Annotated in this window: 12 protein-coding genes; 3 read left to right on the top strand and 9 right to left on the bottom strand. The window is 72.3% G+C overall.

Features of this window, described 5'->3' with window-relative positions; genetic code table 11:
• The first annotated feature begins 173 nt into the window (after positions 1-173).
• On the top strand, positions 174-575 hold the full coding sequence (locus tag ACZ5DS_RS35310) for a hypothetical protein (RefSeq protein ID WP_468246789.1): 402 nt from the start codon (positions 174-176) through the stop codon (positions 573-575).
• A gap of 66 nt (positions 576-641) precedes the next feature.
• Entirely contained in the window at positions 642-1,325 is a 684-nt protein-coding gene (locus ACZ5DS_RS35305) for a DUF3105 domain-containing protein (protein WP_468246786.1), read from the top strand.
• A 109-nt stretch (positions 1,326-1,434) separates the two neighbouring features.
• Here ACZ5DS_RS35305 and ACZ5DS_RS35300 read toward each other — a convergent pair whose 3' ends face one another.
• Together ACZ5DS_RS35300 and ACZ5DS_RS35295 are read right to left on the bottom strand one after the other, a co-directional pair.
• Complete coding sequence (locus tag ACZ5DS_RS35300) at positions 1,435-2,103, bottom strand: NAD(P)-dependent oxidoreductase (RefSeq protein ID WP_468246783.1); 669 nt, start codon at positions 2,101-2,103, stop codon at positions 1,435-1,437.
• A gap of 68 nt (positions 2,104-2,171) precedes the next feature.
• Entirely contained in the window at positions 2,172-3,080 is a 909-nt protein-coding gene (locus tag ACZ5DS_RS35295; RefSeq protein WP_468246780.1) for an EamA family transporter, read from the bottom strand.
• A 78-nt stretch (positions 3,081-3,158) separates the two neighbouring features.
• Here ACZ5DS_RS35295 and ACZ5DS_RS35290 point away from each other — a divergent pair, with 78 nt between their 5' ends.
• On the top strand, positions 3,159-4,055 hold the full coding sequence (locus ACZ5DS_RS35290) for a LysR family transcriptional regulator (protein ID WP_468247159.1): 897 nt from the start codon (positions 3,159-3,161) through the stop codon (positions 4,053-4,055).
• A gap of 34 nt (positions 4,056-4,089) precedes the next feature.
• Here the strand turns inward: ACZ5DS_RS35290 and ACZ5DS_RS35285 are convergent, their stop codons facing one another.
• From ACZ5DS_RS35285 to pstA, 7 genes are all read right to left on the bottom strand, one after another.
• On the bottom strand, positions 4,090-4,425 hold the full coding sequence (locus ACZ5DS_RS35285) for a hypothetical protein (RefSeq protein WP_468246777.1): 336 nt from the start codon (positions 4,423-4,425) through the stop codon (positions 4,090-4,092).
• A gap of 240 nt (positions 4,426-4,665) precedes the next feature.
• Positions 4,666-5,511 carry a phosphate ABC transporter ATP-binding protein PstB gene (gene pstB / locus ACZ5DS_RS35280; protein ID WP_468246774.1) on the bottom strand — a complete coding sequence of 282 codons (846 nt, stop codon included), beginning with the start codon at positions 5,509-5,511 and terminating at the stop codon, positions 4,666-4,668.
• Between the two features lie 25 nt (positions 5,512-5,536).
• Positions 5,537-6,454, bottom strand: coding sequence for a sortase (locus ACZ5DS_RS35275; protein ID WP_468246771.1), 918 nt, complete (start codon positions 6,452-6,454; stop codon positions 5,537-5,539).
• 75 nt (positions 6,455-6,529) lie between these two features.
• On the bottom strand, positions 6,530-8,527 hold the full coding sequence (locus ACZ5DS_RS35270) for an Ig-like domain repeat protein (protein WP_468246768.1): 1,998 nt from the start codon (positions 8,525-8,527) through the stop codon (positions 6,530-6,532).
• Between the two features lie 138 nt (positions 8,528-8,665).
• Positions 8,666-11,299 (bottom strand): hypothetical protein, encoded by a 2,634-nt coding sequence (locus ACZ5DS_RS35265; RefSeq protein ID WP_468246767.1) that lies wholly within the window; start codon positions 11,297-11,299, stop codon positions 8,666-8,668.
• Positions 11,296-12,969 carry a phosphate ABC transporter substrate-binding protein PstS gene (gene pstS / locus ACZ5DS_RS35260; RefSeq protein ID WP_468246764.1) on the bottom strand — a complete coding sequence of 558 codons (1,674 nt, stop codon included), beginning with the start codon at positions 12,967-12,969 and terminating at the stop codon, positions 11,296-11,298. Before pstS ends, ACZ5DS_RS35265 begins: the two co-directional genes overlap by 4 nt.
• Positions 12,969-14,354, bottom strand: a complete 1,386-nt coding sequence (pstA, locus tag ACZ5DS_RS35255; protein WP_468246762.1) for a phosphate ABC transporter permease PstA — start codon at positions 14,352-14,354, stop codon at positions 12,969-12,971. The genes pstS and pstA overlap by 1 nt, the downstream gene beginning before the upstream one ends.

The raw sequence follows: 14,354 nt of genomic DNA, 5'->3' as shown, positions 1-14,354 counted from the left end.
TGAGCGGCTCGCGGCGGACCTCCGCCGTCGCCTCTCCCCCGCGGGGTGACCCTGGACGACCACGATCGCATCACACGCGAGACACTGGTGGGACCGGATCACCTCATCCGCCGCTCCTTCACCTGTCCGGAGGCCGCGGAAGCTGCAGAGGCTACGGAGAACGGCGACTGACGATGCGCATACGGTGGCGGACTGCGTCCGTGGTGCTGGGCCTGATGGTGGTCCTGGCCACGGTGCTCGGCGCGGCCTGCCTCTGCGCGCACGGCCCCGTGATGCAGCCCGTCGCCGTGATGCAGCAATCCGCTGTGATGCAGCCCGTCACCGGCGCACCGGCCGTCCACCACGGCTCGTCCGGCGACTCCCGCGACCGCGTGTGCGCCGTACCCGGTCACGACCAGTGCGGGGCGAAGACGTCGGCGTACTCACCGGCGACCGGCCCCGAGCCCCACCCGTTCCCGCAGGCGCTGCCCGCCCGCGTGGACGCCCGGCCGACCACCGTTGCGACGGCCGTCACGGCGCACCCCGCGGCCCCGCGTGCGCCGGACCTTCACGTGCTCCAGGTGCTGCGGACCTAGACGGACGCCCTTCCCCACAGATTCACCGGCATCCGTCACTTTCCGCTGCACGAAAGGCACTTCGCCATGGCTTCCGCCGATTCCAGGACACCGAACCCCAACAAGGGCAAGAACCCGAACAAGCCCTCGGGCAAGGACAGGGCCGCCGCCCGCCGCGCCCGCATAGAGGAACAGCGCCGCGCCGAACGCGCCCGCGAGCGCCGCAACCGCATCATCACCGTCGTCGCGTCCACCGCGATCCTCGCCGGGCTGGTCGGCGGGGGCTGGTACCTCGTCGACCGGGCCAACGAGAAGGAGCAGGCCAAGACCGCCCCCGTCACCGGGGAGAGGACCTGGTCGAAGCTGAGCCGCACCCACGTCTCCACCAAGGTCGGCTACCCGATGACCCCGCCCGTCGGCGGCAACCACGCCCCGGTGTGGCAGGACTGCAACGGCAACGTCTACACCCACGAGCTCCAGAACGAGAACGCCGTGCACTCCCTGGAGCACGGCGCCGTGTGGGTCACCTACAACGACAAGGCCCCACAGGCCGACGTGAAGACGCTCGCGGCGAAGGTGGCCAAGACGCCGTACACCTTGATGAGCCCGTACAAGAGCGAGTCGTCGCCGATCACGCTGTCCGCCTGGGGGCACCAGCTGAACGTGACGTCGGCGTCCGACAAGCGCGTGAACGAGTTCTTCGACAAGTACGTGCAGGGCCCGCAGACACCTGAGCCGGGCGCGGCCTGCAGCGGCGGGAAGGCGTCTTGAGCACCCGCCGGCTGTCCCGGCGGAAACAGCGGGGCGCCAAGGCCTGACCGGCTGGTCGAACGCACCGTCCTCGCCGGGGAGGCCCACCGCCTCCCCGGCCTGGACGCGCTCACACCGCCGGGTGTACGTCGCGGTGGACGACCGTGATGTGGCGTTCGGGGCCGGGGGTGTCGAGTTCGTCGACCACGGCGACGGCCAGGTCCTCGGCGCTGATCCACGAGCGCCCGTCGGCCCCGGTGAGCAAGGTGTCGGTGCCGCGGCGGTAGCGGCCGGTTCGTTCACCGGGTGCGAGCAGGGCGGGTGGGCTCAGGTAGACCCAGTCGGCATCGGCATGGGCCCGGCAGGTCCGCAGCTGGGCTGTTCCGGCAGCGGCGACGGCCTTCCATTCGGCGGGTACGTACGCGGGATTGTCGGCGACCAGGAGGCCGTCGTCGCCCGGGCTGCGCAAGGCGCCGGCGCCGCCGACCACCAGGACACGAAGGCCCAGCTCCGCGGCGATGTCCAGCACCGTACGGGTGGCGTCGACCAGGAACTCCTGGTCCACCGGAAAGCTCCGCACGGCCAGCACGACGGCATCCGCGGTGCTGTTCGAGGCGGAGCCTGCGAGTGCCCCGCGTACGGCGTGCGGGTCGTTCGCATCGACCGCGACCGGCGTCACGTGCGGGTCCTCGCTCGCCGGCTTCCGGGACAGGGCGAGCACCCGGTGTCCGCGTGCCCGGGCCTCGGCGATCACCCGGCTGCCGACCATCCCGGTGGCGCCGACCACGGCGATCGTCATGGCTGGCCTCATCGCATCTGTCTTCGTCGACCCTGTCCTCGTCGAAGCTGTCTTCATCGAAGCCGTCCTCATCGGATGTGTCCCTTCGGTGCATTGAGCTGTGCGGCGAGCAAGGCGGCCAGGGCGAGGGCGAAGCCGAGGGTCTGCAGGAGGCTCAGTGACTCGCCGAGCGCGAGGCCGATGACGGTCGCGACCAGCGGAGACAGCAGCACCAGCGGTGCGGTCGCACCGACCGGCAGCCGTCCGATCCCGCGGAACCACAGCGTGTACGCGATCAGCCCGCCCATGCTGCCGAGCCACAGGTAGCCGCCGACCGCTGCGGCGTCGATCCCCTGCGGCGCCCCCTCGACCGCGAGTGTGAGCGGGAGCAACAGCAGGCCGCCGACCGTCAGTTGCCAGCCGGCCAGGGTGAGAGGGCCGACCCCCGTCGGACGGCCCCACCGCTTGGTGAGGACGACCCCGCCGGCCATGGTCGCCGTATGGCCGAGGCCGGCGAGCACCCCGACGGCGTCCAGCCGGGCCTGCGGACCGAGCACGACGAGTCCGACGCCGACCACGCCGATGACGCCCCAGGCCAGTCGCCAGGCCGTCGGGCGGTCGCGGAGCAGCGCGGTCGCCAACCCGGCGACCAGCAGCGGCTGGGCGGCGCCGAGGGTGGCGGCGACACCGCCGGGGAGTCGTTCGGCCGCCAGGAACAGCAGGGGCATCCCGCCGATGTTGAGCACGCCGAGGACGACGGCCTTCCACCACCAGTCCCCGCGCGGGAGCACCCGCGTGATCGCCAGCGCGAGCAGCCCGGCGGGCAGGGCGCGCATCAGCCCGGCGAACAGCGGATGCCCGGGCGGCAGCAGCTGCGTGGTCACGGCGTACGTGGTGCCCCAGGACGCGGGAGCGAGTGCGGTCAGAGCGACGGTTGCGGCCTGCCGTGGGTGCGAGGTCCGCAGCCGACCCGGTGTTCGCTCGGTCAAGGAATGCATGTGATGAAGTCTCGGCACGGACAGCCATGAGTCCAATACATGCTTGCGATGCCAGCCATGAACGAGAACGATTGCCGTGTGGATCTCCAGCAGATGCGCTACGTCGTCGCCGTCGCCGAAACCCGCAACTTCACGCGCGCGGCGGAGCGCTGTTTCGTGGTGCAGTCGTCACTCAGTCACCGGATCGCGAGCCTGGAGCGGGAGCTCGGGGTCAAGCTGTTCGCCCGCTCCAGCCGCCGCGTCGAACTGACCAGCGCAGGAGAGGCGTTTGTCGTCGGCGCGCGCGAGTGCCTGGCCGCTGCCGACCGCGCGGCCGCCGACGCCGCCGCGGCGACCGGCGTCGTACGCGGCCGGCTCGCCGTCGGCGTGATCGTGACCACGGCTGCCGTCGACGTACCCGAGTTGCTCCAGCGGTACCGCGCCCAGCACCCGGAGGTCCGCGTCCTGCTCCGTTCCGGGCGCAGCGACGAGCTGGCGCAGGCGGTCCGCGGCGGCGACCTGGACATCGCCTTCCTCGGCCTGCCGGAGGGCGAGCGGCCCTCCGGTGTGGAGACCGTCGTGCTCGACCATGACGCACATGTGCTGGTGGTGCCGGCCGGGCACCGGCTGGCGGGTGCTGCGCAGGTCACGCTGGAGGAGATCGCCGGGGAGACGTTCGTGGATTTCGTGGCCGGGACGCCCGCCCGGGCCCAGTCCGATCAGGCGTTCGCGGCCGCGGGACTGGTGCGCGACGTGGCGTACGAGGCCGGGGTCGTCGAGCTGATCACGCGGCTGATCGCGCGCGGGCTCGGCGTCGCGCTGCTGCCGTCGGCGTTCATCCGGCCGCTGGCCGCCGACGACCCCGGCCTGGCGCTGGTCCCGGTGGTCGACGGACCGCATCGCCTCGAGTATCTGGTCTGGAGCCGGTTCAACCCCAGCCCCGCCACCCGGGCGATGCTCGACGTCCTCGGGGTCCGGCCGCCGTCGGAGTCCTGACCCGGGCCACGGTGAGCCCTTGGGGTCACCGGCCTCACTCGGGGGCGAACGAGAAACTGCGCCACGGACCGGTGGCCCTGACCACCTCGTCCGACGACCCCATGTCCAGATAGACGCTCGCCCCGCCGGGCGGCACGGTGCAGTCGGGTGTCGTGTACAGGAGCATGTTGCTCAGCGTGAAGTTGTCGACGTGGGTCACGCCCTCGCGGAAACGGTGGCACCCGTGGGTCGGCGGATTCGACAGGGTCTGCACCGGCTTGACACCGTTGCGCGCCACGATCGTGCCGGACGCCTGATCCTGGCAGGCGGTCAGCGCGATGCCGAGCAGCGCGATGCCGGTGAGCGCGACCAGCGACCGTGAAGCGCGCATGGAGCCTCCTGTACGGGGGCAGAGCCGTCGGGACGTCGTTCCGGCACCACTATCCGACCGCGTTCTCGACGGCGCCCGGCGAGAACCGGCCGGTCCTGATACCACGGAAGACCGCGCGCACTGTCCGGCCCGCCGCGCCCGGGCTGCTCCGGTCTTCGGCCGGGGCCGATCAGGTGACTCCGTTCGGGTGAATCTCCCGCCTGAAGGGAATCTCCCGCCCGAAGCGACCGCGGCCGCGCCTCAGCCGAAGCGGCCCGCCACGTAGTCCGCCGTCCGCTGGTCCGCCGGAGAGTTGAACATCTGCTCGGTCGCGCCGTGCTCGACGATCCCGCCGGGGGTGCCCTGCTCGGCGAGGAAGAAGGCGCACTGGTCGGAGACGCGGGCTGCCTGCTGCATGTTGTGGGTGACGATCACGATCGTGACCTGGCCCGCGAGTTCGTGGATCGTCTCCTCGACCCGGCGGGTGGAGGTCGGGTCGAGCGCCGAGCACGGCTCGTCCATGAGCAGGACGCGGGGGCGTACGGCCAGGGCGCGGGCGATGCACAGGCGCTGCTGCTGGCCGCCGGAGAGCGCGCCGCCGGGCTGCCGGAGGCGGTCGCGGACCTCCTTCCACAGGCCCGCCCGGGTCAGCGACTCCTCCACCAGCTCGTCCTTCTCCCGGCGGCTCACGCGCGTGCCCGTCAGCTTCAGGCCCGCCACCACGTTGTCGTAGATCGACATCGCGGGGAACGGGTTGGGCTTCTGGAAGACCATGCCGATCCGGCGGCGGGCGTCGGTCAGCCGGCGCTCGGGGGCGTAGATGTCCTCGCCGTCGAAGAGCACCTCGCCGCCGAAGGCCGCGCTCGGGATCAGCTCGTGCATGCGGTTGAGGGTGCGCAGGAACGTCGACTTGCCGCAGCCGGAGGGGCCGATCAGGGCGGTCACCCGGCCCGCGGGCATGGTCAGCGAGACCCGGCTGAGCACCTGGTGGCTGCCGAACCAGGCCGAGACCGCGCGGGCCTCCAGGGCGGCGGGCGCGGCGAAGGGGGAAGCGGCCGTGACGGGCAGTACGGCGGTGTCCGCGGTGTCGGCGGTGTCGATCGTCATGGTGGGCACCTCGGGTCGGAAGGGGTTACAGCAGGTTCGGGAGCAGCTCGGTGGTGCGCGTGGCGACCTGGAGGCCCAGCACCGCGACGACCGGCGCGAAGACGATCCACGTCTGGTGGCGGCCCCAGCGGTGCCACGCCCACACCGCGGCGACCGCGGTCAGGAGCAGCGCCTGAAGCCACATCACCAGCGGCCACGGCAGCCCGGAGGGGCGCGCCAGCGGCTCCTCGGACCCGGGCAGCGTGCCGGAGCGGATCACGGCCGGCGGGGTCTGGAAGGCGGCGGAGACGAGGTCGGCGTCGACGCGCAGGACGCCGCCCGGCATGAAGTGCGGGCCGGTCGCGGTGACCAGCACCAGCCGGCCCTTGCCCGCGGCCGGCGGGGTGGGCGCCGGGTCGCCGGCCCGGCGGACGCCGGACACCCGGTACTCGGCCCTGCCCTGACCGGTGGTCACGGTGAACGTGTCGCCCGCGGCGAGGTCGGCCAGGTGTCCGAACGGGCCGCCGTACGCGGCCGCCCGGCCCATCAGGACGCTGGTCCCGGCCTGCCCGGGCAGCGGGGTGTCCCGGCGGTGACCGGGGCCGTCGGTCATGACGGCGGAGTCGGTGCCCTCGAGCACCACCTCGCTCAGACCGAGCTTCGGTACGCCGATGAGCGCGACCGGGGTGCCCGGCGCCAGCAGCTTGCCCTGCTGGTCGGTCTGGGACACCGGGGCCGTGCCCAGGGCGAGTTGCTCGCGCAGCTCGTCGAACGCGGCGTGCTGCGCGCTGTGCTCCTGGATGCCGCTGACCAGCAGCAGCTGGACGGTGATGCCGAGCAGCAGGGCGGCGAGGCTGAGCAGGCCGCCGCGGGCCAGGTGGCGGACGGCGGTGACGCCGCGGACACGGGTGCACGATGCGGCCGGTGCGGCCGGTGCGAGCGTGGTCGGTACGGCGACGGTCACGGCGGCCCGCCTCCTTCGGTGGTCGTAGGGGGGCTGCCGGGGAGACGGGGCGGGTCTCCCCGGCAGCCGGGTGGGTCAGGTGGACTTGATGGTGAAGTTCGGGCCGCTCTTGGCGTTCACCGTCGAGGAGCCCGCGTAGAAGGCGTGCAGCGTGTGGTTGCCGCGGCTCAGCTTCGGCAGGGTGATGGTCACCTTGCCGCCGCTCAGCGTGCCGGTGGCGATCACCTTGGTGCCCTCGTAGATGCGCACGGTGCCGGTCGGCGTGGTGCCGGTCGCGGCGACCTTCACGGTGACCTTGGCCCGCGCCGTGTGGCTGACCGAGGACGGCGCGGTGGAGCTGACGGACGCCGTCGCCTTGGTGATCTTCAGCGAGACCGTCGTCGAGGACGCGTTGAGCTTGGCGCTGCCCGCGTAGGAGACGGACAGCGTGTGCGTGGCGACCTTGAGGTGGTTCGACAGGCCGATGGTGACCTTGCCGGAGGCGTCCAGGGTGCCGGTGCCGAGGACGGTGGAGCCCTCCTTCACCGTGACCTTGCCGGTCGGGGCCACGCTGTGCGAGCCCTTGACGGTGACGACGACCTTCGGGGTCCTGCCGTACGCGGTGGTGGCGGCGGTCGCCGTGGTGGTGCTGGCGAACTTGACCGAGCCGGACCACGTGGCGGGCGAGCCCTGGCCGTTGAGGTTGGCGCCGGCGACCGAGGCGGTGTAGCTGCCGTTGGCCAGGTTCGTGAAGGTGTACGAGGTGGAGCCGGCCGGAATGTCCTTGACGGCCACGACGGCGCCGTCCGAGCCGGTCAGCGTGACCCGGTAGTCGGTGAGCGGCAGACCGGTGGGCGCCGGGGCGGTCCAGGACAGCTTCAGGGACGCGTCGCCCGGGGTGGCCTTCAGGCCGGTCGGCGCGGAGGGCGTCGAGGTGTCGATGCCCGACTCCTCCAGGCCGCCCAGCTTGGCGTGCTTGGCCACGCTGACCGAGCCGTTGTACGACTCGTTGACGAAGCCGAAGGCGGAGATGACGCCCTCGGCGGCGTCCGAGGCCAGCGCGGCGCTGTGGCTGCCGCTGGTCACGAAGACGTCGTAGAGGTCCTTGTCGAAGAAGATGCTGGTCGGGTCGATCGCCCGGGAGGGCACGACGTTGTAGACGTCACGGCCGAAGGTGGCGTTCTCGTAGTAGGCGTTGACCGGGGAGAGCTTGCCGTTGACCGTCGTCACCGGGCTGGTGGCGCCGGCGTCGCCGGGCAGCTGCACGGCCGCCAGGTGACCGCCGGCCGCCGCCGCGGTCTTGCTGTAGTCGGGGGCGACGTCGTTGTTCTGGGCGATCCAGCTGCCCACGGAGAACGGCACCAGGGCACCGTCCTCGGTCAGCGCGCTGTTGCCCTGGTTCTCCTGGACGGTCGGGATGTTCGGGGAGATCGTGGCGTCCGTGAGGCCGATCGCCGACAGGAAGAACTTGCGGGTGCCCGAGCCGCTCTGCGGGATCTTCGGGTGCACGGTCTGGCCGTTCACCGAGGTGAGCGAGCCGGAGTAGATGTCGTGCAGCTGGTCCACCGTCAGGCTGTTCAGCGCCGAGCCCTTGACCGCGACACCGACCGCGTCCCGGGCGAACGGGATGTAGGTGAGCGCGGTGCCGGAGGTGGACGGGCCGCTGGAGGAGCGGGCGAAGGAGACCTGGCCCTTGATGGAGACACCGGAGGAGTCCGGGTACTTGTCACCGGTCAGGGACTCGCTCAGGGCCAGGCGGCCCTTGCCGGAGCCATTGGGGCGCAGGAAGGCCGGGCCGCCGGAGCGGGTGGCGATGTTCGAGCTGGTGGAGCCGGTGCCGGGCTCGATCGCGTCGTAGGAGGCGATGCCCGCGCCGGACGCCGACTTCACGGCCGTGGCGGTGTAGCTCTTGCCGTTGACGGTGTCACCGGCCAGGGCGTTGAGGACGTCCTGGGTGGTGTCGGAGCCCACGCCGACCAGCTGGCGGAAGGTTCCGGCGGGGGTGGGGTCGGCGTATGCGGGGCTCGCCAGAGCCAGGCCGCCGGCCACCACGGCGGCAGCGACGAGCGCCGCCGTAGAGCGCGTTCTGCGCATCGAGAGTCTCCTGAGGTAGTGCGTGGGTGCGGGAGAAGGGATCTGGCAGGGTGGTACGGGCCGTCCGCCCCGACTGCCTTTCGGGGCGGGCGGCCGTCTGTGCGGGGCGCCCGGTGCGGGCGCCCCGGTCTCAGGGCCTCAGGGCAGCCGCCTGCGCAGCCACTCCGGGAGGGTGAAGGCGGGGACGACGGTCACCGTGCGGCCGCCGGGCAGCGGCAGCCGCAGGGGCAGCCGGAGCTGGCCGCCGCCCGCGAAGGGCGCGCCGACACCGGCGAAGGCGCCGAGTGCGGCACCGACCGGTACGGCATAGCGCAGCGGATTCGCAGGGTCGCCGGGCGTGTTCCCGGCGGCCGTGGTCGCCACGGCCTTGCCGCCGTCGAAGGAGGGCTGGGCGCTGGGCGAGGCGCTGGGACCCCCGTCCGCGCCCGTGCCGCCGGCGCCCGACCCGCCGCCGGAGCCGGTGCCGCCCGACCCGCCGCCGGTGCCGCCGGTGGTGTCGCCGCCGCCGGTGCCGCCCGAGGTCGAGTCACCGTGGGTGGAGGGCGCGCCCTTGTAGTGCAGGATCGCGTCGGCCGCCCGCAGCGCGCGGTCGCGCAGGGTGCGGGAGAGCGGGGCGTAACCGGCGGGCAGGCGGCCCGGGTCGGCGCCGCTGACCTGACCGGCGCCCGCCGCGTAGCGCAGCAGCGCCGCGTAGTCCGCGCGGGCGTCCGCCTTCAGCGAGCCCGGCCGTACGGCCGCGTAGACCAGCTGGGCCAGTGGATAGGCGCCCTTCGCCTTGGCGCCGCCCGGGGTGATCTCGGCGACGCCCTTGCCGGAGGCACTCTTGGCCGCATCGGTCAGCGCGCCGGTGGTCGGGGAGACGAACGTGCCCGCCGCGTTGCGCAGCTTGGCCGTCTGCAGGCCGTACCGGGCGGCGGAGGCCGCGTCGGTGACGGTGACGACGAACCGGGAGCCGACCGTCTGCGGGCCGGGGCTGCGCCACGCGGGCGGGTTGGACAGCGGGTCCCAGGTCGACTTCCACAGGGTGTCGGCACGGCGGGTGTGCAGGGCGCCGGAGTGCATGTTCTCGACGTACGGGTGGAAGTCGGTCATGCACTGTTTGGCTTCCTTGGGAGCATCCGTGCCCGGCGGGACCGTGCACCAGGGGTCGCTCTTCGGGTACTCGTCGACGTGCGTGGGGTCGAAGGCGAGACCGACGGGGTTCCACTCCGCGTTGGTGCTGTAGTACGGGTTGACCTGCATGCCCCAGTCGTCGGAGACGCCGGACAGGAACTGCCGGGCCTCCTTGTCCGACAGGATCCACTGCCACACGGCGCGGGCGGAGTCGCTGTGCCCGAGCGAGGTGAGCAGGTCGGTGTCGGTGGCCGGGGTCTCGGCGACCGAGAGCTGCGCGAACTCGGGGTTGAGGGAGATGAACTCGGGGTCGCTCGCGAGGCCCGCCGGGTTGTTCTTCGCCCAGCGGTACCCGTGGGCCGCCTTGCCGCCGAGCACCGAACCCCAGGTGGAGTTGCGGTACGACTCGGTGAGCAGCTTGGCGACCAGCCGGGGCGTCAGCTTGATCGACGCGACCCTGGTGCCCGCGAGCCTGCGGATGTCCTCGGGTGCTCCGGCCTTGGGTCTGCGTTCGATGGTGAAGCCGATGACCGTTCCGGACAGGGCCACGGGCGCGTACGCCGTCGTACCGGGCGGCGCCGAGGTGCCCTCGTCGGCGCCCAGGGCGCGGGTGGTGAAGCCGAGGCCGAAGGTGCCGTCGTTGCCGAGCCGGGAGCGGGTGTCGGGCTCGCCGAGTTCCGTGTAGCCGTACACCTTGCCGGACGGGCACAGGGCCGCCTGCCAGCTGGTCACGGCGTCGGCGATCAGCTCGCTGCCGGTGGTGGGGCGCTCGGCGCTGCCCAGCGCGCAGTTGCTGCCCACCTGGTTGAAGTGCAGCGGGATCGCGATGCGGTTCTGCCAGTTGGTCGAGGAGACCGGGGAGCCCGCGTTGACCTGGCTGTGGTCGGCGTACGGCTTTCCGTCGAGGTCGAGGTGGCCCTGCGGGACGATCACCAGCCAGCAGGAGCGGGGCCTGGTCACGCCGTTCTCGGTGACCGGCGCGCCGCAGCCCAGGTGCGGGGCCTCGTTGGCGGTCTGCACCTCGAAGTACTCCTCGCCCCTGCCGGCGGCGCCGGTGCGGGCGAAGTCCACCTCGTTGGTGGTGTTGTGGTTGAAGAACCGGTTGTTCTGGGTGTTGGTGGTGATCGTCTCGCCGGTGACCGACTTGAACGGCACCTCGCCCGGGACGCCGGGGGGCTGGGCGGCCCCGTACCTGTTGTCCTGGCCGTAGTTGGTGGGGTCGGCGCTGTAGAAGACCTGGCGCGTGTCGTCCTGCTGGTTGCCGGGCCAGTTGCCCCGGTCGGTGGTCGGGGAGGCGCCGTACTGGCACTGGGTGCGGGGCGGTCCGGGGTTGTCCGGGACGCTGTGGTCGTCGTCGCCCCAGCACTGCATGATCTGCACGAAGTCGGTGTTGAACCAGGTGCCCGCGAAGGTGGTCGGGGTGCCGCCGCTCCAGGAGACCTTGACGGCCTGGCTGGTGAGGTGGCTCGTCTGGTCGACGGTGAACTTCATGCTCTTGAACTCGCCCCGCCCGGAGACGGTGACCGCCGAGTTCGCGGGGGCGGCGGTCGCGGAGGGTGCCGCCTGGGCGACCGCGAAGCCCGCGAGGGCTCCCACGGTGGCGCCGGCGACCAGACGGAGCAGGGCGCCGCGGATGCGGCCGGGCCGTCTGCCGGTCATCGCCGACCACCGTCCTTGAAGCTGTCCTGGGGCCCGTTCTGCGAGCGGGCGCCGACCAGGCGGGAGACGACCGAGGGCAGCAGGAGCAGCCCGAGCACCAGGAACGCGGCGAGCAGCATCAGGGTCTGTGTCGCGGTCCAGCCGTGGCCGGCGGCGACGGCGACCGGCTGGGCGAGGGCCACGGTGTTGTCGGCCCCCGTGCCGGTGCCGCCCGAGGCGCCGCCCGAGCTGCCGCCCGGCGCGAGGGTCTGGCCGGTGTCGGGGTCGACGGACGGTCCGCCGCTGCCGCCGGTGCCCGCCGTACCGTTTCCTCCGGTGGCCGAGGCCCCGCCGCCCGTCGCACCGCCCGCCGCGGATCCGCCGCCGGAACCGCCGTTGCCGTCCTTGGCGCCGCCGCTGCCCGTGGTGCACGGCGGGGCGCCCTTCTTGTCGCAGGGCTTCGGGTACGGCGCGGTGTCGGCGAGCCGGTTGTGGCCGTCCGGGGTGAACGTCGGGTTGTTGCAGCGCTTGATGTTGATGTTCTGCGCCTGCACGCCCGGGATCCGGCGGATCTGCTCGAAGCCCGCCTTGACCAGGTTGATCGGCAGCGGGGAGTAGCCGAGGTCGGGCGCCTGCTGCTGGCCCTGGCACATGAAGTAGTACGAGAACGCGCCCAGCGTCTTGCCCTTGACCTGGCTGAAGGTGCCCCGCACCTTCAGCGGCAGGATCATGTACGAGTAGCTGGACAGCGGGTAGTTGCGCCGGTCGGAGTCGTTGTAGACGCCGTCGAGTTGCTGGGTGAGGTAGTCCGGGGAGCTCTTGTCGGTGTTGATCCGCGCCTTGAGCAGCGAGACCGCCACGTTCTGCGGGGTGGGCTCGGTGTAGTAGCCCGCGTGGTTGAGGACCTTGGCGACCGGATAGTGCGCGTTGAGCGCGTAGGAGTAGTTGACGTAACCGATCGCGCCCTCGCCGTAGTTCTGGGCGACGTACCCGGCCACGCCGAGGTCGCCGGACTGGGCGATCATCCCGGGGCTGGTCGGGTAGTTCGAGGTCTGGCCGCAGGCGCCGGAACGGCCGACCTTGCGGCAGTAGGCCTGCCAGAGGGCCTTGTGCTGGTTGGTCATCCACAGCGTGAACTGGGCGGTGGAGCCGGAGCCGTCGGAGCGGACGACCGGGACGATCGTGCGGTGGGGCAGCTGCAGGCCGGGGTTGTCCGCCTTGATCGCCGGGTCGTCCCAGGTCTTGATGACCCCGGTGAAGATCTTCGTGACGATGTCGCCGGACAGGCGCAGGTTGGTGACGCGCTTGCCGTTGACGGTCAGGTGGTACATGAAGACGGTGCCGCCGGCCACGATCGGCATGTAGGCGTAACTGCCCGGTGCCGGGCGTTCGGCCGCGGAGCCGTCGGTCGGGTGGGTCTGGAAGGGGATGTCGGACACCGCGAAGTCGACCGTGCCGCTGAGGAACTGGCGGCGGCCGTCGGAGGAGCCGGTGCCGGCGTAGCTGATGCGCATGCCGTACTGGTTCACCGCGCGGCGCCACTCGTCGACGGCGTTCTCCGCCCAGGTGGAGCCGGCGCCGGCGATCGGGGTGTAGCTGTCCGCCGACGCGGGGGTGGCGGTCGTGAGGATGCCTATCAGCGCGGCCAGGATGCCCAGCCGTCGTAGGGCGTTGATGACTTGGCTGGACATCAGTGCGCGTCTCCTGCGGAAGAGGGGGGCTGTTCGCCGTCGGCGGGTGCGGGTGCTTGGTGGCTGGGCGCTCCCCCACTCTCGGCTTCGCTCGAGCGGGGGGACCCCCATCGCGGCGGAGCCGCTGATCGATTCGGCTCCGCGCCCCTGGGTTCGTTGTTCTCGCCGGTCTCGAAGAGCTGGAGGCCCGGTACGTGGAGTTCGGCGAATCTGGCCGCGTCCCGGCGGGACGCCCGGGCCGCTCTGCGCGCCTGGCGCTTGCTCTGGTGGCCGGGGCCGCGGCCGCCGATCACGCGGGCGATCGCGAACAGGACCAGCACCAGGGCCATGAGGACCGCCGCCGCGCCGAAGCCGCGGGCGATCATCGTCGGCTGCGGTGACTTGACGAAGTTGAAGACGGCGAGCGGCAGGGAGACCATCGGGCCGTCGGTGGGGTTGGCGTTCAGGGACGCCGTGAAGCCGGCGGTCAGCAGGACCGGCGAGGTCTCGCCGATGCCGCGGGCGGTGCCGAGGATGACGGCCGTGGCGAGGCCCGAGCGGGCGGTCGGGAGCACCACGTGCCACACCGTGCGCCAGCGCGGGGCGCCCAGCGCCTCCGCCGCCTCGGTCAGCGTGCCGGGCACGAGGCGGAGCACGACGTCCGACGCCCGGATCACGATCGGCAGCATCATCACGCTGATCGCGAATCCCGCCGCGACACCCGACTTCTGCATGCCGAGCCCGAGGATCCAGGTGGCGTACACCATCAGGCCGGCCACGATCGACGGGAGTGCGGTCATCGCCTCGACGATGGTGCGGACGAAGCGGGAGAAGCGGCCCGGTATCTGGTTCAGGTACACCGCACAGGCCAGGCCCAGCGGGACCGTGATCACCAGGGCGATGGTGATCATGATGAGGGTGCCCAGCATGGCGTGGGCGATGCCGCCGTTGGTGAGCGGGTCGAGCGGGCCCGCGGCCTGCATGTCCTGGGTGAAGAAGTTGCCGTGCGGCAGCGCCTCGCGCCCGCGCCAGGCGGTGAAGCCGACGACCAGGGCGAGGGCGACGAACAGCAGCGTGGCCGCGCTCCACAGCACGACGGTCATCACCCGGTCCCGGACCGCCTGCCCGTCCTCCTCCAGGCCGGTGAGCACGCCGTAGACCAGGAGGAAGACGAGGTAGGCCGTCACCGTGAAGCCCAACCCGCCGGAGAACGGGGCGAGTTGGCCGAACAGCAGCACCGCCGTGCACAGTCCGGAGGCGGCGGCGCCGGTCAGGGACAGGACACCCGAGCGGGTGGGGCCGCCGATCCGGCGGGGCAGATCGGGGAGTTCGGCCGCGGCCTGCGGGGTTGCTGCGCTCTCTTCGACGCCGCCGTCGCGCACGGCGTTCTCTTCCACGACGGTCAT

The organism is Streptomyces sp. NPDC031100, assembly GCF_055570785.1.
The sequence above is the reverse complement of the archived record's forward strand: the minus strand, read 5'-3'. Positions and strand labels throughout refer to the sequence as shown.

Bases quoted from the DNA above. Each gene is read 5' to 3' on its own strand.
- ACZ5DS_RS35310 (WP_468246789.1), top strand. From the start codon at position 174: ATGCGCATACGGTGGCGGACTGCGTCCGTGGTGCTGGGCCTGATGGTG.
- ACZ5DS_RS35300 (WP_468246783.1), bottom strand. From the start codon at position 2,103: ATGACGATCGCCGTGGTCGGCGCCACCGGGATGGTCGGCAGCCGGGTG.
- ACZ5DS_RS35265 (WP_468246767.1), bottom strand. From the start codon at position 11,299: ATGACCGGCAGACGGCCCGGCCGCATCCGCGGCGCCCTGCTCCGTCTG.
- pstS (WP_468246764.1), bottom strand. From the start codon at position 12,969: ATGTCCAGCCAAGTCATCAACGCCCTACGACGGCTGGGCATCCTGGCC.
- pstA (WP_468246762.1), bottom strand. From the start codon at position 14,354: ATGACCGTCGTGGAAGAGAACGCCGTGCGCGACGGCGGCGTCGAAGAG.
- ACZ5DS_RS35295 (WP_468246780.1), bottom strand. From the start codon at position 3,080: ATGCATTCCTTGACCGAGCGAACACCGGGTCGGCTGCGGACCTCGCAC.
- ACZ5DS_RS35270 (WP_468246768.1), bottom strand. From the start codon at position 8,527: ATGCGCAGAACGCGCTCTACGGCGGCGCTCGTCGCTGCCGCCGTGGTG.
- ACZ5DS_RS35285 (WP_468246777.1), bottom strand. From the start codon at position 4,425: ATGCGCGCTTCACGGTCGCTGGTCGCGCTCACCGGCATCGCGCTGCTC.
- pstB (WP_468246774.1), bottom strand. From the start codon at position 5,511: ATGACGATCGACACCGCCGACACCGCGGACACCGCCGTACTGCCCGTC.
- ACZ5DS_RS35305 (WP_468246786.1), top strand. From the start codon at position 642: ATGGCTTCCGCCGATTCCAGGACACCGAACCCCAACAAGGGCAAGAAC.